The organism is Thermohalobaculum sediminis (genome assembly GCF_023487995.1).
Classification (GTDB): Bacteria; Pseudomonadota; Alphaproteobacteria; order Rhodobacterales; family Rhodobacteraceae; genus Thermohalobaculum; species Thermohalobaculum sediminis.
This window is the reverse complement of sequence record NZ_JAMFKN010000001.1, coordinates 392,791-409,399: the sequence shown is the minus strand read 5'-3', so window position 1 is coordinate 409,399 and position 16,609 is coordinate 392,791. Positions and strand designations below refer to the sequence as shown.

General features: G+C 72.4%; 17 protein-coding genes. 7 read left to right on the top strand and 10 right to left on the bottom strand.

Annotated features, from left to right (window positions below; translation table 11 throughout):
- Positions 1-20 precede the first annotated feature (20 nt).
- The 4 genes from M1105_RS01940 to M1105_RS01925 form a co-directional block, all read right to left on the bottom strand.
- The gene (locus M1105_RS01940) at positions 21-386 is read right to left on the bottom strand and encodes a nuclear transport factor 2 family protein (RefSeq protein WP_249578662.1); all 366 of its coding nucleotides are present in this window, start codon (positions 384-386) and stop codon (positions 21-23) included.
- Positions 383-523, bottom strand: coding sequence for a hypothetical protein (locus M1105_RS01935; RefSeq protein ID WP_249578661.1), 141 nt, complete (start codon positions 521-523; stop codon positions 383-385). Before M1105_RS01935 ends, M1105_RS01940 begins: the two co-directional genes overlap by 4 nt.
- The gene (locus M1105_RS01930) at positions 520-2,421 is read right to left on the bottom strand and encodes a BON domain-containing protein (RefSeq protein ID WP_249578660.1); all 1,902 of its coding nucleotides are present in this window, start codon (positions 2,419-2,421) and stop codon (positions 520-522) included. Before M1105_RS01930 ends, M1105_RS01935 begins: the two co-directional genes overlap by 4 nt.
- Before the next feature lie 115 nt (positions 2,422-2,536).
- Positions 2,537-3,445 (bottom strand): DMT family transporter, encoded by a 909-nt coding sequence (locus tag M1105_RS01925; RefSeq protein ID WP_249578659.1) that lies wholly within the window; start codon positions 3,443-3,445, stop codon positions 2,537-2,539.
- Between the two features lie 150 nt (positions 3,446-3,595).
- Between M1105_RS01925 and M1105_RS01920 the strand changes: the two genes are divergently transcribed.
- Positions 3,596-4,480, top strand: coding sequence for a tetratricopeptide repeat protein (locus M1105_RS01920; protein ID WP_249578658.1), 885 nt, complete (start codon positions 3,596-3,598; stop codon positions 4,478-4,480).
- Positions 4,481-4,482: 2 nt separating this feature from the next.
- Here M1105_RS01920 and M1105_RS01915 read toward each other — a convergent pair whose 3' ends face one another.
- Genes M1105_RS01915 through M1105_RS01905 form a run of 3 tightly spaced genes read right to left on the bottom strand, consistent with a single transcriptional unit; the run spans position 4,483 to position 7,317 of the window.
- On the bottom strand, positions 4,483-5,775 hold the full coding sequence (locus tag M1105_RS01915) for a TRAP transporter large permease (RefSeq protein WP_249578657.1): 1,293 nt from the start codon (positions 5,773-5,775) through the stop codon (positions 4,483-4,485).
- A complete protein-coding gene (locus tag M1105_RS01910; RefSeq protein WP_249578656.1) occupies positions 5,772-6,275 on the bottom strand; it encodes a TRAP transporter small permease in 504 nt (167 codons plus the stop codon). Before M1105_RS01910 ends, M1105_RS01915 begins: the two co-directional genes overlap by 4 nt.
- A 7-nt stretch (positions 6,276-6,282) precedes the next feature.
- The gene (locus M1105_RS01905; RefSeq protein WP_249578655.1) at positions 6,283-7,317 is read right to left on the bottom strand and encodes a TRAP transporter substrate-binding protein; all 1,035 of its coding nucleotides are present in this window, start codon (positions 7,315-7,317) and stop codon (positions 6,283-6,285) included.
- Positions 7,318-7,526: 209 nt separating this feature from the next.
- On the opposite strand from M1105_RS01905, the gene tuf reads away from it, so the two are divergent.
- The 3 genes from tuf to M1105_RS01890 all read left to right on the top strand — a co-directional run bounded on the left by tuf (position 7,527) and on the right by M1105_RS01890 (position 10,008).
- The gene (gene tuf, locus M1105_RS01900) at positions 7,527-8,702 is read left to right on the top strand and encodes an elongation factor Tu (protein WP_249578654.1); all 1,176 of its coding nucleotides are present in this window, start codon (positions 7,527-7,529) and stop codon (positions 8,700-8,702) included.
- A 118-nt stretch (positions 8,703-8,820) separates the two neighbouring features.
- On the top strand, positions 8,821-9,333 hold the full coding sequence (locus M1105_RS01895; RefSeq protein ID WP_249578653.1) for a hypothetical protein: 513 nt from the start codon (positions 8,821-8,823) through the stop codon (positions 9,331-9,333).
- Positions 9,334-9,468: 135 nt separating this feature from the next.
- Positions 9,469-10,008 carry a hypothetical protein gene (locus tag M1105_RS01890; protein ID WP_249578652.1) on the top strand — a complete coding sequence of 180 codons (540 nt, stop codon included), beginning with the start codon at positions 9,469-9,471 and terminating at the stop codon, positions 10,006-10,008.
- 19 nt (positions 10,009-10,027) lie between these two features.
- Here M1105_RS01890 and M1105_RS01885 read toward each other — a convergent pair whose 3' ends face one another.
- Entirely contained in the window at positions 10,028-10,318 is a 291-nt protein-coding gene (locus M1105_RS01885; protein ID WP_249578651.1) for a DUF1330 domain-containing protein, read from the bottom strand.
- Positions 10,319-10,329: 11 nt separating this feature from the next.
- Positions 10,330-11,460, bottom strand: a complete 1,131-nt coding sequence (locus tag M1105_RS01880) for a carboxylate-amine ligase (protein WP_249578650.1) — start codon at positions 11,458-11,460, stop codon at positions 10,330-10,332.
- A 132-nt stretch (positions 11,461-11,592) separates the two neighbouring features.
- Between M1105_RS01880 and M1105_RS01875 the strand changes: the two genes are divergently transcribed.
- The 3 genes from M1105_RS01875 to M1105_RS01865 all read left to right on the top strand — a co-directional run bounded on the left by M1105_RS01875 (position 11,593) and on the right by M1105_RS01865 (position 15,080).
- A complete protein-coding gene (locus M1105_RS01875) occupies positions 11,593-13,266 on the top strand; it encodes a thiamine pyrophosphate-binding protein (RefSeq protein ID WP_249578649.1) in 1,674 nt (557 codons plus the stop codon).
- Between the two features lies 1 nt (position 13,267).
- Complete coding sequence (locus M1105_RS01870; RefSeq protein ID WP_249578648.1) at positions 13,268-14,434, top strand: NAD(P)/FAD-dependent oxidoreductase; 1,167 nt, start codon at positions 13,268-13,270, stop codon at positions 14,432-14,434.
- 70 nt (positions 14,435-14,504) lie between these two features.
- On the top strand, positions 14,505-15,080 hold the full coding sequence (locus M1105_RS01865; RefSeq protein ID WP_249578647.1) for an NAD(P)H-dependent oxidoreductase: 576 nt from the start codon (positions 14,505-14,507) through the stop codon (positions 15,078-15,080).
- 67 nt (positions 15,081-15,147) lie between these two features.
- Here the strand turns inward: M1105_RS01865 and M1105_RS01860 are convergent, their stop codons facing one another.
- A complete protein-coding gene (locus M1105_RS01860; RefSeq protein ID WP_249578646.1) occupies positions 15,148-16,512 on the bottom strand; it encodes a glutamate--cysteine ligase in 1,365 nt (454 codons plus the stop codon).
- Between the last annotated feature and the right edge of the window lie 97 nt (positions 16,513-16,609).

Sequence of the window (16,609 nt, the reverse complement as noted above, 5' to 3'; positions counted from 1 at the left end):
GCGGCGGGGCGCCGGCGCGGTCAGCCGGGGCGGTGGCCCGGCTCGCGGATGAACCCCACCCAGACGATCAGCCCCGCCCGGACGCGGTAGAGCGCGAGGATCTCGACCGGGCCGCCGGGAAGGCCGTAGACGGTCTCGCGGTCGATCGCATGATCGGCGATGTCGATCCGGGCATGGACCCGGCATTCCAGCCCCGGCGTCGCGAAGCGCGCGGCATAGAGCGCGCGGATGGCCTGCGCCCCGCTGGCCAGCACGGTCCCCGAGGGCAGATCCACCAGCTCGGCCGCGGGATCGAACAGCGCCATGTAGGCGTCGAGGTCGCGCGCGTTGTAGGCGGCGAGCTGGCGGTCGGCGATCTCGCGCGGCGTGGGCGGCTGCGCGCTCACCGCTCGGCCCCGCCGCCGGTGCCGTCCCTGCGACCGCTGCCGGACCGTCCCAGACCCCAGATCACCCAGCCGAGCGCGAGGCCGGCGAGGAAGGCACCGATCAGGTGCGCGAGCATCTCTCCTGCAAGGTATGTCACCGGCTGATCTCCGTCTGCGACGCGCGCGCGGCGTCGCCTGGCCTGTCGGTTGCCCGGGCGCGGGGCCGCGGCGGCGGCGCGGGGGCGGATGCGGGCGGGGGCGCCACCGTGGCGTCCCCGCCGCCCGTTGTCGCGGCGCCCCCGGGTGCCGGTTCGGTATCGGGCGGCGGATTCGCCGCGGCCGGGGCGGGGGACTGAGGCGCGCGGGCTGCGAGATCCGCCCGCCATGTCGCGGGGAGCCCGGCCTCCAGCGTCCGGGCCACGGTCCCGGCGGTCTCGCCCGGCGCGAGGGTTCCGTCGATGCCGATCGTGCCCTCCGAGATGCGCGCGTCGAGGGTGGCGAAGGCGGGCATCACCGCCGCCAATGCATCGAGCGCGCCGCGCCATTCGAGCGGGTCGCCCGCGCCGCCCGAGGTTAGCCCGTCGTTGCGCGCGCCGCGCAGCCGCACCAGCGCGACCTCGGGCCCGATCCCGTCCGGCAGGATGCCCGAGGCGGCGACGACGCCCCCGCTGTCCAGCGCGACCGCGACCTCGGCCGGCTGTGGCGCCTCGTCGAGTGCGAGATCAAGCGTCCAGCCCGAGCCCGCCGCCGCGCGCAGCGCCGTGCGGGTGCTGGCGGCGCTGAAGCCCGCCCGCAGGCGGCCCATGATGTGCAGGCGGTCGCCAGCCACGTCGGCGCGCCCGGTCTCGAGGCGCGGAAGCGCGATCGCGAGCGCGGCGATGGCGCCCTGCCAGTCGTCGCCGGTGCCGCGCCCGCCGGTCTCGAGCGTGGCGCCCGCGAGGTCGAGTTCGGGCAGGGCGCGGGCGAGCGCGTCACGGTCGAGCCCCTGCGGCAGCCGCCCCTCTGCGAGGCGCGGCCCCTCGCCCGAGGCGGGGATCTCGACCGCGAGCCGGGCTGCGGGCATGGGGTCGCTGATCACCAGATCGGTGGCGATGTCGGTGCCCGCGAGGCGATCGATCTCGGCCGCGGCTTCGGGCGTCGGGGCGCGGCCCGCGAGGCGCGCGGTCGAGCCCTCGACGTCGAGCACCCCGCGCTCGAGCAGGGCGAGCGCGTCGATGCCGCGGGTGACCATCAGCGGCCAGCCACGGCCGGGCATTCCCTCGGCCAGGGTGATCTCGCCCGTCGCGCCGCCAGCGCCAAGGCGCCCGGCGGCGGCGGCGAGGCGGGCGCGCACGGCCTCGGTCGGCGCGTGGCCGCTGAAGTTCGCGCCGCCCGGCCCGGTCTCGGCGCGGAAGCGGTAGGGCTCGGCGCGTGGCAGGATGATGTCGACCTCGACCTCCCATCGCAGCACCGGGTCGGCGGCGAGGTCCGCCAGCACCGCCTCGCGGACCTGCGCGGTCGCTGCCCAGCCCGCGAGGTGCCCGTCGCGGCCCGAGATCTCGATCTCGCCCTCGGCCAGCGCGCCGAGGGCCCGGAGCGCGCGGCCGACGGCCGCGGTCCAATCCGGATGCGGCGCCCCGGCGGCCAGGACCAGCGCGCTTTGCAGCATGGTGCCGGTGGCGATGGTGCGCGCCTCGTCGAGGATCAGCCGCTCGGCCGCGGCGCTCTGCGCCGCCCCCTCGATGCGGAGCGGCTCGCCGGGGTTGCGGCGGGCGGCGAAGCGAAAGGGCTCGTGCAGCGGCAGGACGCGGATGCGGTGATCGACGGTGCTCACTCCGGGCAGCGCGGCCAGCCGGACCAGCAGGGCGTCGCGCGCCGCCTCGCTGTCGGCGAGGCCCGAGACGCTGACCGACCTGCCACGGGTCGCGACGCTGATCGGATGGGGGCTCTGCTGTGCCGCGACTGCCTCGGCGGCCGCGTCGATCCGGCGCTCGATCCCCGGCCCGAGGACGGCGAGCGCGTGCCAGGTGAGCACGCCGAAGATCGCAAGGACTGCAAGGCTCAGGATCGGACGCATCGAACTCCTTCGGGCATGGCAAGGCCGGCGGTGCCCGGAGACCGCCGTCAGGTCAACGCTCGATCTCCGCTTTTCCGACGCGCGGCACCGTCATGCAAGCAAAACGGCGCGGGCCTCAGGGCGTCTGCACCGGGCGCGGGCGGCCCCGGCGCTGGCGCTCGCGGATCGCGATGTAGAGGGTCGAGGCGATGATGATGGCGCCCCCCGCGACCGTCGGCCCGTCGATGGCTTCGGCAAAGAGGACGTAGCCCGCGCCGCCCACGGTCACGAGACGCAGGTAGCTGAAGGGTGCGACGAAACCGGCATCGCCCACCGCATAGGCCTTGATGTCGGCATAGGTGCGCAGCGACGAGCCCGTCACCAGCGCCGCGATCGCCAGCCACTGCCAGGCCGCGAGCGGGATGTTCCAGTGCATGAGCGCGGGCGGCAGCGTCGCGATGGCGACGATCAGCGAGGAGGACACGAACACCGCGTCCGTCCCGTCGCGGTCGGCGACGATGCGCCCCAGCATCAGCGCGCAGGCGAAGGCCATGGACGAGACGATGGCGACGATCATCGCCGGGTCAAACGCGCCGAAGCCGGGGCGCAGGATGATCAGGGTGCCGAGAAACCCCGCCGCCGTCGCGCCCCAGCGCCGCGGGCCGACATGCTCGCCCAACACCGGCCCGGCAAGCACCGTGGCAAACACTGGCGCAAGGAAGAACAGGATGGTCGAGGTCGCGAGCGGCAGCTTCCAGATCGCGTAGAATCCGGTGTTGAGCGTGAGCGCGAGCAGGAGGCCCCGCGCGATGTGCAGCTTCCACGCCGTGATCCGCACCCGCCGCCGCGTCCGCGCGCCTCCCCACAGGAACGGCAGCACCGTCAGAAGCGCCAGCGCCGAGCGCAGGAAGGCCAGCATCGTCGTGTGGATCTCGGCCGCGAGGAACCGCACGGCAAGCGTCATCGCCGTGGCGCCCAGTACCGAGGCGAGGGCCCACAGGGCCCCTTCGGCATTGCCGGAAAGGTGGGGAAGGCGGAAGGTCATGGGTGGGTCTGCTCCGTTCGCGCGCCACCATCGGCCGGAACGCGCCGCGGCGCAAGCGCGGCCCGGCACGCCGCGCGCGCCCCGTGGCGGGGCCGCCGGATCGGGTCGCGTTCACGGGTTCCGTTGCGCCGCGCGCGCGGGTATTGCTGGATGACGGGCTCTGGCTGGTCGGGTGGGATCGGGATGATGCGGCACGTCTTCTTTGCCACGCTTGCGCTGGCCGGCCTCGCGGCCTGCGGCGGCACGGCTGGCGGCGCACGGCAGATGACGCCGGAATACCTTCGCATCTGTTCCGACCCCGCGAGCCCGCCCGCCGACGCGCTGCGCTTCTGCCGCCGCGCGCTCGAGGACCGGCGCCTCGACGCGGGTCAGCGGGCGCGGGTGCAGATGAACATCGGCATCGCGCTGCAGGCGCTGGGGCGCGAGCGCGAGGCGCTGGCGGCGCATTCCGAGGCGCTGGCGCTGGACCCGGGGCTCGCGGGCGCGCTGGTCGGCCGGGCGCAGGCGCATGAGGCGCTGGGCGACACCCGCGCGGCGCTGGTCGACTACGGCGCGGCGATCACCGCCGACCCCCGCGCGCCCGAGCCCTGGTTCGGCCGCGGCGTGCTGCTGCGCAAGGCCGGGCGGCCGGGCGACGCGCTGCGCGACCTCGACCAGGCGCTGGCGCTGCGGCGCGACTGGCCGGCCGCGCATTTCGAACGCGGCGCGGCGCTCTACGCGCTGGGGCGGAATGGCGAGGCGGTGGCCGAGTTCTCGGCGGTGCTGGTCGCGAACGCGCAGGACGTGGCGGCGCTGCTGAACCGCGCGCAGGCAAGGCGCGCGCAGGGCGGGGCCGCGGCCGCGGGCGCCGGCACCGACTTCGACCGCGCCATCGCGCTCGCCCCCGAATGGGGCGCGGCCTACGCCGCCCGCGGGGCATGGCACGACGCCGCAGGGCGGCGCGAGGCGGCGAATGCCGACTTCATGCGGGCCTACGAGCTTGGCGTCTCGGACCCCGCGATCATCGAGCGGGTGCGCCGCCTGTCGGGCGGCTGAGGTCAGCCGCCCAGCGCCGCGGGCAGCCAGAGCGCGATCGCCGGGAAGGCGAGCAGGAGGCCCAGGCGCAGGATGTCGGCGGCGACGAAAGGCAGGATGCCGCGCCATATCTGCCCGAGGCTGAGGTCGCCCGCCGCGGCGTTCACGACGAACAGGTTCATTCCCACCGGCGGCGTGATCAGCCCGACCTCGACTGTGGTGACCGCGAGGATGCCGAACCAGACCGGATCGAGCCCCGCCGCCTCGACCAGTGGGAAGAACACCGGCACGCTCAGCAGGATCATGGCGAGGCTCTCCATGAAGCAGCCGAGCACGAGGTAGAACACGAGGATCGCGAGCACCACCTCGAGCGGCGTGAGCCCCGCCGCCGAGACCGCCTCGGCCATGGCGAAGGAGATGCGGCTGACCGAGACGAAGAAGCCGAACACCTCGGCCCCGATCAGGATGACGAAGAGGCTGGCGCTGAGCGCCACCGTCTCGGCCAGGGCGGCATTGAAGCCCTCCCGCCCAAGCCCGCGCAGGACCGCGAAGCCGAGTGCGAGCGCCGCGCCCGCGCCGCCGGCTTCGGTCGGCGTGAAGACGCCGCCATAAAGCCCGCCCATCACCAGCCCGAACAGCAGCGCCACGGGGGCGAGGCGCCACAGCGCAAGGCCGAGCCCGCCCTCGGGCCGCGCCTCGGACCCGGTGCGCCAGGCCCGCGCCGCCAGCATCGCCGCCGCGGCATAGAGCAGGAAGCCCACGAGGCCCGGCCCAACGCCCGCGAGGAACATCGTCCCCACCGACTGCTCGGTGATGAGCGCGTAGAGCAGCAGCGCCACCGAAGGCGGGATCATGATCCCGAGCGTTCCCCCCGCCGCCAGCGACCCCGCCGCGAGGCGCGCGTCGTAGCCATGCGCCCGCATCTCGGGGTAGGCCACGCGCGTCATCGTCGAGGCGGTGGCGAGCGACGAGCCCGAGACGGCGGCGAAGGCCGCGCTCGCGCCGAGGCCCGCGACCGCGAGGCCGCCGCGGATGCGCCAGGTCAGCCGCCGCGCCGCGAGGAACAGGTCGCGCGAGAGCCCCGCGCGCGCGACCAGCGCCCCCATCAGGATGAACAGCGGGATGACCGTGAAGGAATAGTTGGTCACCGTCTCGAGCGTGCCGCGCTCGAGGATGCGCAGTGCCGGCTCGATGCCGACCACGGCCGCGAAGCCGCCCGCGCCGACCGCGATCATCGCGAGCCCGACGGGGCAGCCGAGCGCGATCAGCGCGACCAGTGCGCCCATGCCGGCGAGGCCGGCCGCCTCGGGCGTCATGGCGCCGGCCCGGGCCGGGCGCCGCCGCCCCGCGCGGCGTGGACGAGCGCGGCCAGCGCGATCAGCCCCGCCGCGACCGCCGCGCCCCCGGTGACATAGCCGAGCGGCAGCGCGAGGTCCTGCGTCGCGTCGCCCCGCGCCAGTTGCAGCCGCGCCTCGCCGCCCAGGAGCACGGCGACCGTCGCGGCGAAGAGGCCGAAGCCCGCGGCCCAGAGCCGCTCGAGCCCCCGAGCGAGGCGGCGGGGCAGGCGGGCCGCGAGGATCTCGACCCGCACGAGTCCGCCCACCGCGGCACGCGGCAGCGCGCACAGGATGGTGACCATCAGCGCGTGGCTCGCAAGCTCGATCCCGCCCGGCAGGATCGGGTCGACCGCGCCCCCGGTCGCGCCGAACACCGCGCGGCCCAGCACCGTCCAGGCCACCACCCCCAGCAGCGCCACGAGGCCGAGCCGCGCAAGCGCATCGGTGACGCGCAGCAGCCCGGCAAGCAGCGCGGCCATGCCGGGCTCAGCCGCCCAGCTCGGTCTTGCACGCGGCGACGTAACCCTTCACCGCCTCGTAGGTCGCGCTGCCCGGCAGGCCCTGCGCGTCGAGCTCGGCGATGTAGGCGGCCGCCGCGCGGTCGGCTGCGGCCTGCCAGGCGGCGCGCTCGGCCCCCTCGATCTGGTGCAGCGTGCCCGAGGCGAGCGTCTGCTCGCGCCCCGTCACGTCGCCCGCGTCATAGCCCCGCCCCGCCGCGAGCGTCCATTTCATTCCCGAGTTCGCGTCCACCACCGCTCTCAGGTCGTCGGGCAGGCGCTCGTAGGCGCCCTTGTTCATGGTGGCGACGAAGGCGAGCGCGTAGAAGCCGAACTCGGTGTGGTGATCGGACACCTCGTCGGCGCGGAAGCCCGCGACCGCCTCCCAGGGCAGCATGAAGCCGTCGATCGTACCGCGCTCGGCCGCCTCGTAGATGCGCGGCGCGGGCATGCCGACGGGCACCGCGCCCAATTGCTCCAGCAGCCTGCCGATCACCGCGGTGGGATGCCGGATCTGGAGCCCCTTGAGGTCGGCAAGGGTGGTCACGGGCTGCGTGCGGGTGTGCAGGTGGCCGGGCCCGTGGGTGTGCACGAACAGCACGTGCGTCTCGGCGTATTCCGCGTCAAGCGCGCCCGAGTCGTAGAGTTTCTGGAAGGCGCAGGAGCCAATCTCGGCGGTTTCGAACAGGCCCGGCAGCTCGACGATCTGGCTCAGCGGGAAGCGCCCGGCGGTGTAGCCCTGCACCGTCCACGCGATGTCGGCGATGCCGTCGCGGGCATTGTCGTAGCCCTGCGGCGCCTTGCCCAGCGTCTGCGCCGGAAAGACCGTGACGTCGATGCGCTGCCCCGAGGCGGCCTCGACCTCGGCGGCCCAGGCCTCGAACAGCCCGGTGTTCTGCCAGCTTGTCGCCGGCATGAAATGCGCGAAGCTGAGATTGGCCTCCGCCGCGCGGGCCGGCGCGGAGGGGGGCAGGATCGCGGTGGCCAGGATGGCTGCGGCAGTCGTCAGGGCGCGGCTCGGCATCGGACCTCTCCTCTCGCGGGCGCTGCGGGTCGGGGAGCGATCAAGCACCCCCCGGCCGCGAAATCAAGGCCGATGGCGACCATACTCCGAGCAGTTCCGCCACGCGGCATCGGGGGGCGGGCGATTCCGACTTGAACGCCGGGGCCAGAAACAGTATCCGGGCGCCCGGATCGGCATGGCCGCACCACCGGAAAACGAGGGCTGAGATCATGGGTAAGGCAAAGTTCGAGCGGACGAAGCCGCATGTGAACATCGGGACGATCGGTCACGTCGACCACGGGAAGACGTCGCTGACGGCTGCGATCACGAAGTATTTCGGGGAGTACAAGGCGTACGACCAGATCGACGCGGCGCCGGAGGAGAAGGCGCGCGGGATCACGATCTCGACGGCGCATGTGGAGTACGAGACGGCGGCGCGGCACTACGCGCATGTCGACTGCCCGGGCCATGCGGACTACGTGAAGAACATGATCACGGGTGCCGCGCAGATGGACGGCGCGATCCTGGTGTGCTCGGCCGCGGACGGCCCGATGCCGCAGACGCGCGAGCACATCCTGCTGGCGCGTCAGGTGGGCGTGCCGGCGCTGGTGGTGTTCCTGAACAAGGTCGACCAGGTGGACGACCCGGAGCTTCTGGAGCTCGTCGAGATGGAGGTGCGCGAGCTTCTGAGCTCGTATGACTTCCCGGGCGACGACATCCCGATCGTTGCCGGCTCGGCGCTGGCGGCGCTGGAGGACCGCAACCCCGAGATCGGCGAGCAGAAGGTGCGCGAGCTGATGGCGGCGGTGGACGAGTACATCCCGACGCCGGACCGCCCGATCGACCAGCCCTTCCTGATGCCGATCGAGGACGTCTTTTCGATCTCGGGCCGCGGCACGGTGGTGACGGGGCGCGTCGAGCGCGGCATCGTGACGGTGGGCGAGGAGGTCGAGATCGTCGGCATCCGCCCGACCCGCAAGACCACGGTGACGGGCGTCGAGATGTTCCGCAAGCTGCTGGACCGCGGCGAGGCGGGCGACAACATCGGCGCGCTTCTGCGCGGCGTGGACCGCGAGGGCGTGGAGCGCGGGCAGGTGCTGTGCAAGCCGGGCTCGGTGAAGCCGCACAAGCGCTTCGAGGCTGAGGCCTACATCCTGACGAAGGAGGAGGGCGGCCGTCACACGCCGTTCTTCACCAACTACCGGCCGCAGTTCTACTTCCGCACGACCGACGTGACGGGGACGGTGGAGCTGCCGGAGGGCACCGAGATGGTGATGCCGGGCGACAACCTGAAGTTCACCGTGCAGCTGATCGCCCCGATCGCGATGGAGGAGAAGCTCCGCTTCGCCATCCGCGAGGGCGGCCGCACCGTCGGCGCAGGCGTCGTGTCGAAAATCATCGAGTGACGACGCGCGCGCGCCCCTCGCGGGCGCGGGAATTCGGCGGCCGTCCCCGACGGGGGCGGCCGTTTTCTTTTGCCGGCCGGGGCGATACTCTGCGGCCGCGGCAGAGGGGAGAGGCGCGATGATCCGGACGGCGGGGCTGGCGGGGCTCGTGGTACTGGCGGGGCTTTCTGGCGGCTGCGTTGCGCCGCGGGCGCTGCCCTCGGGCGCCGAGCCGGTCGATGCGCGCTATGCGGTCTCGGGCGGCTCGTATTCGACGGGGGGCGAGCTGATCGTGATGCTGCGGGCGCATGAGCGCGATGGCCGGGTGGTCGTCTGCGGCGCCAGAACCCGCACGCGCGAGAGCGCCATGAGCCTGCCCTACAACCACTTCGTCGAGGGGACGGGCGTGATCCAGCTTGCCGGCGCGAACATCATGCAGGGCGTCCGGCGCTTCCCGGACTACCCGCTCGCGCGCGACATGACCGGGGTCTCGGCGGCCTGCTTCCTGACCGAGCGGCCCTGGGAGCCGCGTTTCGAGGGCGCGGCCGCGATCGCGCGCTTCGGCCGGATGCCGCTGGGCGGCGACGACTTCGGACGACCAGACACGGTCTTTCGCGGCGGGCCCGTTCCAGATGTGATCGACCGGCCCTGACCGGGCACGGACCGCCCTCCGGGCGCGCGACCCGGCCGAAATCTTTCTCACACCGGTTTGCACCAGCGTGTCGTGCCCCGCGCCGCCGCTTCGTCCTAGCCTCGGGACACGAGGCACCAGGGCGGAGGATGCATGATGACCGTGACGAACTGGGCCGCGCTTTGCGCGGCCATCCTGATTGGCGCCTGCAGCGGCACCATCAAGACCGGCATGGCCTCGGAGGGGGTCGATGCGCGCTACGTCTCGGGCGGCGGGCGGCTGCAATGGGGCGACGAGATCATCGCGCTCGCCCGGGTCTTCGAGCACAAGGGCAAGGTGGCGGCCTGCGGCGTCTGGACGGTGCGAGGCGAATCGACCATGGCGAGCGGCACGCATCACCTGTTTGCCCAGGCGGGCGTGATCCAGATGGACGGCCGCAACGTGGTGCAGGGTTTCACCTTCATGCGGCGCGCGGCGTTCCGCGACGACATGACCGGCACGCAGGCGCGCTGCGTGGTGACCAACACCGCGTGGGAGCCGCATTTCCGGCCCGAGGATGCCGTGGTCGTCCTGCCGCAGCAAAGCTATGGCGCGGGCGAGATGGAGGACACCAAGCTGCGCTTCCGCCGCCGCGCCCTGCCCGACCTCGTGCCCGAGGCCAGCGCGGCGGCCGATGGCGCGGCCCCGCAGGGGTGAGCAGGCCGACGGGTCGGGGTCAGAGGCCCTCGACCACCGCGAGCGTGGACTTGGCAACCGACTGGCGGATTGCGCGACATTCGGCGTAGGCGGGGTCGTCGCGCCAGGCGCGGGCGGCCTCGATGTTCGGGAAGCGGATGATCACAAGGCGGGTGGGGTGCCACAGGTCGGCCTCGAACACCTCGAGCGCCCCGCCGCGCGCGAGATACTCGCCGCCATGCTTCTCGATCAGCGGGCGGGCGCGGGCCTTGTAGTCCTCGTAGATGGCGGGGTCGCTGATCTTGGTGTCGACGATCAGGTAGACGGCCATGGATGCCTCCTTCAGATTGCGGTGAATTCCTCGATCAGTCGGTCCACGACGGCACGGAGCGCGGCCTCGGGCCCTGCGCCCGCAGCAACTGCCTCGGCATGGGCGGCGCGCTGGCGGTCGGCCGAGGTGCCGCCCGCGGCGATGCGGCGCGCATGCGTCAGTTCCGCGTGGCAGCCCAGCACCTCGGCCTCCTCGGACAAAAGGTCGATCAGCTCCTCGATCAGGTCGGGCAGGGGGGCCAGCACGGCCCGCCCGTGATCGACCAGCTTGCCGCCCACCCCGTAGCGCTGCGCGCGCCAGCGGTTCTCGCGGATCAGCGTCGCGGGATAGATGCGCCAGCGCTGGTTGCGGCTGCGCAGGCGGAACAGGAAGCCCATCAGCGACTGGAACAGCGCGGCGATGGTGGCCGCATCCTCGAGCCGCGAGCAGACGTCCGTGACGCGCTGCTCCAGCGTGGGGAACTTGGCCGAGGGGCGGATGTCCCACCAGATCTTGGTCGCATCCTCGATGCAGCCCGCGCCGACCAGCTGATCGACCAGCCGGCGGTATTCGCCAAAGGACGCCAGCGGGTCGGGCAGCCCGGTGCGCGGCAGCGCGTCGAACACTGTCAGGCGGTAGCTGGCAAGCTGGGTGTCCTCGCCCTCCCAGTAGGGCGACGACGAGGACAGTGCCAGCAGGTGCGGCAGGAAATAGGCCGCCTGGTTCATCAGGTCGATGCGCAGGTCCTCGTCCTCGATGCCGACATGGACATGGCAGCCGCAGATCAGAAGCCGCCGCACGGCAAGGCCCAGATCCGCACGCAGCTCGTCATAGCGCGGCTTGCGGGTATGGGTCTGCTCGCGCCAGCGGGCGAAGGGGTGGGTCGAGGCGGCGATTGGCGCGTAGCCGAACTCGGCCGCCGCGGCGGCCACGCCCGCGCGCAGCTCGGCGAGCTCGCCCCGCGCGGCGGGGACCGAGCGGTGGATTCCGGTGCCGACCTCGACCTGGCATTGCAGGTATTCGCGCGTCGCCCGCTGGCCCAGCAGGGCCTCGAGCCGCTCGTGGAACGCGGGGCAGGGCTCGCGCACCAGGTCGCGGCTCTCGCGATCGACGATGAGGTATTCCTCCTCGATGCCGATGGTCAGCGACGGGCGGTCGATCATGGGCGCTCCCTTGCACACGCGGGAGCACAGGATCGGGTGCCGCCCGCGTCCGGTCAATCGCCAAGCTGCGGTTGACAGGACGGCGCCGGTCGGATCGAGATGGCCCCGGCACCAAATCCTTGGGAGAGCAATATGACCCGCACCGGCGCGCAGCTTCTGGTGGACTGCCTGGCCTCGCAGGGCGCCGACACGGCCTTCGGCGTGCCGGGCGAGAGCTATCTCGCGGTGCTCGACGCGCTCCACGACAGCCGTATCCGCTTCGTGCTGTGCCGGCAGGAGGGGGGCGCGGCCTTCATGGCCGAGGCTTATGGCAAGCTGACCGGTCGGCCGGGCCTGTGCTTCGTCACGCGCGGGCCGGGGGCGACGAACGCCTCGATCGGGGTGCATACGGCACGGCAGAACTCGACGCCGATGATCCTGTTCGTGGGCCAGATCGGGCGTGACATGCGCGGGCGCGAAGCGTTCCAGGAGGTCGACTACCGCGCGATGTTCGGGACCGTGGCGAAATGGGCGGTCGAGATCGACGACGCCGCCCGCATCCCGGAAATCGTCGGCCGCGCCTGGCGGGTCGCCCTGTCGGGCCGTCCGGGCCCCGTGGTGATCGCGCTGCCCGAGGACATGCTGGTGGACGAGACCCAGGCCGCGCCGCTCGCGGACCGCATCGAGCCCGCCGAGCCTGCCTGCGATCCCGCCTGGGCGGTCGAGACGGTGCGGATGCTGGAGGCCGCGAAGCGCCCGCTGATCCTGCTGGGCGGCGCGGGCTGGGACGCCGTGAACTGCCGTGGGCGCGAGGCGCTGGCGGGCTTCCGCGAATGGGTCGAGGCGGCGGGCCTGCCGCTGGCGGTGACGTTCCGCTGCCCGGACCTGTTCGACAACGCCTCGCCGTCCTATGTCGGTGACGCGGGCGTGGGGATGCCGGCGCAGGTGCGGCGGATGCTGCGCGAGTGCGACCTGCTTCTCGCCATCAACATCCGCTTCGGCGAGAACACGACGGACGGCTACACGCTGCTTCAGGTGCCCGAGAGCGGCAAGACGCTGATCCATGTCCACTCCTCGGCCGACGAGCTGGGCAAGATCTACCAGACTCCGCATGCCTGGGTTGCGGGCCCCGCGAACTTCCTGCGCGCGCTGAGCGCCCTGCCGCCGCCGAAGGGCGATTGGGAGGGCTGGCGGGCAGAGGGGCGCGGGGGCTGCGAGAAGGCGCTGACGGCCCCGAAGCAGCCCGGCGACCTCGACATGGGCGAAGTGATGAAGGTCGTGCGCGCGAAGATGCCCGCCGACGGGATCATCACAAACGGGGCGGGCAATTTCGCCATCTGGTCGGGGCGCTTCTTCGTCTATCGCCCCGGCCACCGCCTGCTTGCGCCGCAGTCGGGCGCGATGGGCTACGGCATCCCGGCGGCGGTGGCGGCGAAGGTTGTGGCGCCGCATCGCACGGTGGTGTGCTTCGCTGGCGACGGCGATTTCCAGATGACGATGCAGGAGCTGGGAACGGCAATGCAGGCCGATGCCCGACCGGTGGTTCTGGTCGTGAACAACAGCAGTTACGGCACGATCCGCATGCATCAGGAGAGGAACTATCCCGGCCGAGTCTCGGGCACCGACATCGTGAACCCCGATTTCGTCGCCATCGGCCGGGCCTATGGCATGCATGCCGAGAAGGTCGAGGCGACCGCGCAGTTCGAGGCGGCCTTCGGGCGCGCGCTGGCCTCGCCCACCGGGGCGCTGCTGGAGCTGGTGATCGCGACCGAGAGCCTCACACCCGGCCAGACGCTGAGCCAGATCCGCGCGGGCGGCGCGCGCTGAGATGGAGACGGCGGATGTCGTCGTCATCGGCGGCGCGGTCACGGGGGCCTCGGTCGCCTGGCACCTCAAGGCTGCCCGGCGGTTCTGGGGGCGGGTGGTGGTGCTCGAGCGCGACCCGGCCTATGCCAAGGCCTCGACGGCGCTGGCGGCTTCGGGCATCCGACACCAGTTCTCGAACGAGACGAACATCAGGATCTCGCAATACGGGACAGATTTCATTCGGGAATTTCGCGGACCGGATTGCGAGGGACTGAGCTTCCGCGAGAACGGGTACCTGATCCTCGCGGGCGACGAGGCGGGCGCGGCGGCGCTGCGGCGCAACCATGCGCTGCAACGGGCCTGCGGGGCGGATGTGGCGCTGCTCGCGCCGCCGGAGATCGCGGCGCGATTTCCGCATCTGAACGTCGAGGGTCTGGCGCTCGGCTCGCTGGGCCTGTCGGGCGAGGGATGGTTCGACAACATGGCCTTGCTGCGCGGCCTTCGCGTGGGCTCGCAGGCCGCGGGGGCCGAGTGGCGGCGCGACGAGGCGGTGGGGGTCAAGATGGCGGGCGACCGGGTGGCGGCGGTCCGGCTCGCTTCGGGGGCCGAGATCGCCTGCGGCCATGTCGTGAACGCCGCGGGCACCCGGGCCGCGCTGGTCGCGGGCTGGGCGGGAATCGACCTCGCGGTCGAGCCGAGGAAGCGCACGGTCTTCCATTTCACCTGCCAGACGCCGCCCGCGGGGCGGCTGCCGCTGATGATCGACGCCTCGCGCCTGTGGTGCCGGCCCGAAGGCGAGGGCTTCATTGCGGGCATAGGCCCCGATCCCGACCCCGCCGTCGATCACGACGACTTCGAGCCGCGCTATGCCGAGTTCGAGGAGACCGTCTGGCCGCTGCTGGCCGCCCGCTCGCCCGCCTTCGAGGCGATCCGGCTGACCGGCGTCTGGGCAGGCCATTACGCCTGGAACACGCTCGACCAGAACGCCGTGATCGGGTTGCACGATGCTTGCGCGAACCTGATCTTCGCCAATGGCTTCTCGGGCCATGGCTTGCAGCAGGCGCCGGCGGTGGGGCGGGGGATTGCCGAGCTGATCATGGATGGCGGCTATCGCACGCTCGACCTCTCCGCGCTCGGCATCATGCGAATGGAGGGGGGCGCGCCGAATGCAGAGGCCGGGATCTACTGACTTGATCCGGCGCAAGGCGCGCGCGGGCTGATTCCCCCCATGGTGCCCCCGACCGGACAGGAGGGGCCCCATGAAGATCGCCGTCATCGTCGGCCATCCGCGGCCGCGCAGCTTCTGCGAGGCGCTGGGCGACAGCTACGCCCAAGGCGCGCGCGAGGCCGGGCACGAGGTCGAGGTCATCCGGTTGGCCGATCTCGGCTTCGACCCGATCCTGCATGGCGGCTTCAAGGGCGACCAGCCGCTCGAGCCTGACCTGATGGCCGCGCAGGCGGCGATCGGGGCGGCGCAGCATTCGGTCTGGGTCTGGCCGATGTGGTTCGGCTCGGCTCCCGCGCTGATGAAGGGCTTCATCGAGCGCGTGTTCCAGATGGGCTGGGCGGCCGAGAAGATCGACGGGCCGCCCTGGTATCGTCCGCTGCTGACGGGGCGCTCGGCCCGGGTGATCGTGACGATGCAGATGCCGGTGATGGTCTATCGCTTCGTTGCCGGCGCGCGCTCGGCGCGGACCTTCTCGAAGCAGATCCTCGAACATGCCGGGATCGGGCCGGTGCGGCGCACCTATTTCGGCATGGTGGACATCTCGACGCCCGAACAGCGGGCGCGTTGGCTGGAGGAGGTACAGGCGCTGGGGCGGCGCGGGATCTGATCGCCGCGGCGCGGCGCGATCGGGCCGGGCCCCGGGCTGGCGCGCCCCGGGGCCTGCCCGGTGGCGCTCAGTAGGAATATTCCGCGTAGATGCGGCTCAGATCGCCCTTCCAGTCGCCATGGTAGCGGGCGAGCAGTTCCTCGGCCGGGGTCACGCCGCTGTCGGCGATCTCGTGCAGCGCGTTGAGGAAGTGCGTCTCGTCCCGGTCGAAGCCCTGCGCGCGGGCCCGTGCGGCGAGGCCGGCCCGCGCGATGCCCAGCGCTTCCTTCGCGATGTCCTGCAGGCTGCGCCCGCGGATCGTGGCCTTCAGCCCCTGGCGCGAGGCGTCGATGCGAAGCTGCTCGCGCTCCTCGGCCGTCCAGTCCTTCGCCATCTGCCACGCGGCGTCGAGCGCGGTGTCGTCGTAGAGCAGCCCGACCCACAGCGCCGGCAGCGCGCACAGCCTGCGCCACGGGCCACCATCGGCGCCGCGCATCTCGATGAAGCGCTTGACGCGCGCCTCGGGGAACAGCGTCGTCAGGTGGTCGGCCCAGTCGCCCAGCGTGGGCTTCTCGCCCGGCAGGGCGGGCAGGCGACCGGCCATGAAGTCGCGGAACGACTGGCCCAGCGCGTCGATGTACTTGCCGTCGCGGTAGACGAAATACATCGGCACATCGAGCGCGTAGTCCACATAGCGCTCGAAGCCCATGCCGTCCTCGAAGGCGAAGGGCAGCGTGCCGGTCCGCGCCGGGTCGAGGTCGCGCCAGATGCGCGAGCGCCAGCTGAGGAACCCGTTGGGCTTGCCCTCGAAGAACGGCGAATTGGCGAACAGCGCGGTCGCGAGCGGCTGGAGCGCCAGCGAGACGCGCAGCTTCTTGACCATGTCGGCTTCCGAGGCGAAGTCGAGGTTCACCTGCACGGTGCAGGTGCGATACATCATCTGCGTGCCATGCGTGCCGACCCGGCCCATGTAGGCGGTCATCAGCCGGTAGCGCCCCTTGGGCATCCGGTCCATGTCCTCGTGCCGCCAGATGGGCGCGGCGCCGAGCCCGATGAAGCCCGCGCCGATCGCGTCGGCCACGGCCTTCACCTCGGCCAGATGCGCGTTCACCTCGTCGCAGGTCTGGTGGATCGTCTCGAGCGGCGCGCCCGACAGCTCCAACTGGCCGCCTGGTTCCAGGGACACGTTCGCGCCGTCCTTGGTCAGGCCGATGATGTTGCCCTGCTCGAGCACCGGCGCCCAGCCGAAGCGGTCGCGCAAGCCTTCGAGCATCGCCCTGACCGAACACGCGCCCTCGTAGGGCAGGGGTTTCAGGGCCGCCTTGTCATAGCCGAACTTCTCGTGCTCGGTGCCGATGCGCCAGGCATCCCGCGGCTTGCAGCCCGCGGCCATCCAGCCGACGAGATCCTCGACACCCTCGACGGGACCGCCACCCTGCTGCGGGATCGACATCGGGCTTCCCTCTCTCGCCGCCTCTCGAACCTCGCGGGACGTAATCGAGGGGGCGTCGCGCGGCAAGCCCGCAGTTGCGGGGACGGGCGCACACGAA

What these genes read in the sequence shown, in the direction of transcription:
- M1105_RS01930 (WP_249578660.1), bottom strand. Translation starts at nt 2,421, where the DNA reads ATGCGTCCGATCCTGAGCCTTGCAGTCCTTGCGATCTTCGGCGTGCTC.
- M1105_RS01925 (WP_249578659.1), bottom strand. Translation starts at nt 3,445, where the DNA reads ATGACCTTCCGCCTTCCCCACCTTTCCGGCAATGCCGAAGGGGCCCTG.
- M1105_RS01920 (WP_249578658.1), top strand. Translation starts at nt 3,596, where the DNA reads ATGACGGGCTCTGGCTGGTCGGGTGGGATCGGGATGATGCGGCACGTC.
- M1105_RS01915 (WP_249578657.1), bottom strand. Translation starts at nt 5,775, where the DNA reads ATGACGCCCGAGGCGGCCGGCCTCGCCGGCATGGGCGCACTGGTCGCG.
- M1105_RS01910 (WP_249578656.1), bottom strand. Translation starts at nt 6,275, where the DNA reads ATGGCCGCGCTGCTTGCCGGGCTGCTGCGCGTCACCGATGCGCTTGCG.
- M1105_RS01905 (WP_249578655.1), bottom strand. Translation starts at nt 7,317, where the DNA reads ATGCCGAGCCGCGCCCTGACGACTGCCGCAGCCATCCTGGCCACCGCG.
- tuf (WP_249578654.1), top strand. Translation starts at nt 7,527, where the DNA reads ATGGGTAAGGCAAAGTTCGAGCGGACGAAGCCGCATGTGAACATCGGG.
- M1105_RS01895 (WP_249578653.1), top strand. Translation starts at nt 8,821, where the DNA reads ATGATCCGGACGGCGGGGCTGGCGGGGCTCGTGGTACTGGCGGGGCTT.
- M1105_RS01890 (WP_249578652.1), top strand. Translation starts at nt 9,469, where the DNA reads ATGACCGTGACGAACTGGGCCGCGCTTTGCGCGGCCATCCTGATTGGC.
- M1105_RS01885 (WP_249578651.1), bottom strand. Translation starts at nt 10,318, where the DNA reads ATGGCCGTCTACCTGATCGTCGACACCAAGATCAGCGACCCCGCCATC.
- M1105_RS01880 (WP_249578650.1), bottom strand. Translation starts at nt 11,460, where the DNA reads ATGATCGACCGCCCGTCGCTGACCATCGGCATCGAGGAGGAATACCTC.
- M1105_RS01875 (WP_249578649.1), top strand. Translation starts at nt 11,593, where the DNA reads ATGACCCGCACCGGCGCGCAGCTTCTGGTGGACTGCCTGGCCTCGCAG.
- M1105_RS01870 (WP_249578648.1), top strand. Translation starts at nt 13,268, where the DNA reads ATGGAGACGGCGGATGTCGTCGTCATCGGCGGCGCGGTCACGGGGGCC.
- M1105_RS01865 (WP_249578647.1), top strand. Translation starts at nt 14,505, where the DNA reads ATGAAGATCGCCGTCATCGTCGGCCATCCGCGGCCGCGCAGCTTCTGC.
- M1105_RS01860 (WP_249578646.1), bottom strand. Translation starts at nt 16,512, where the DNA reads ATGTCGATCCCGCAGCAGGGTGGCGGTCCCGTCGAGGGTGTCGAGGAT.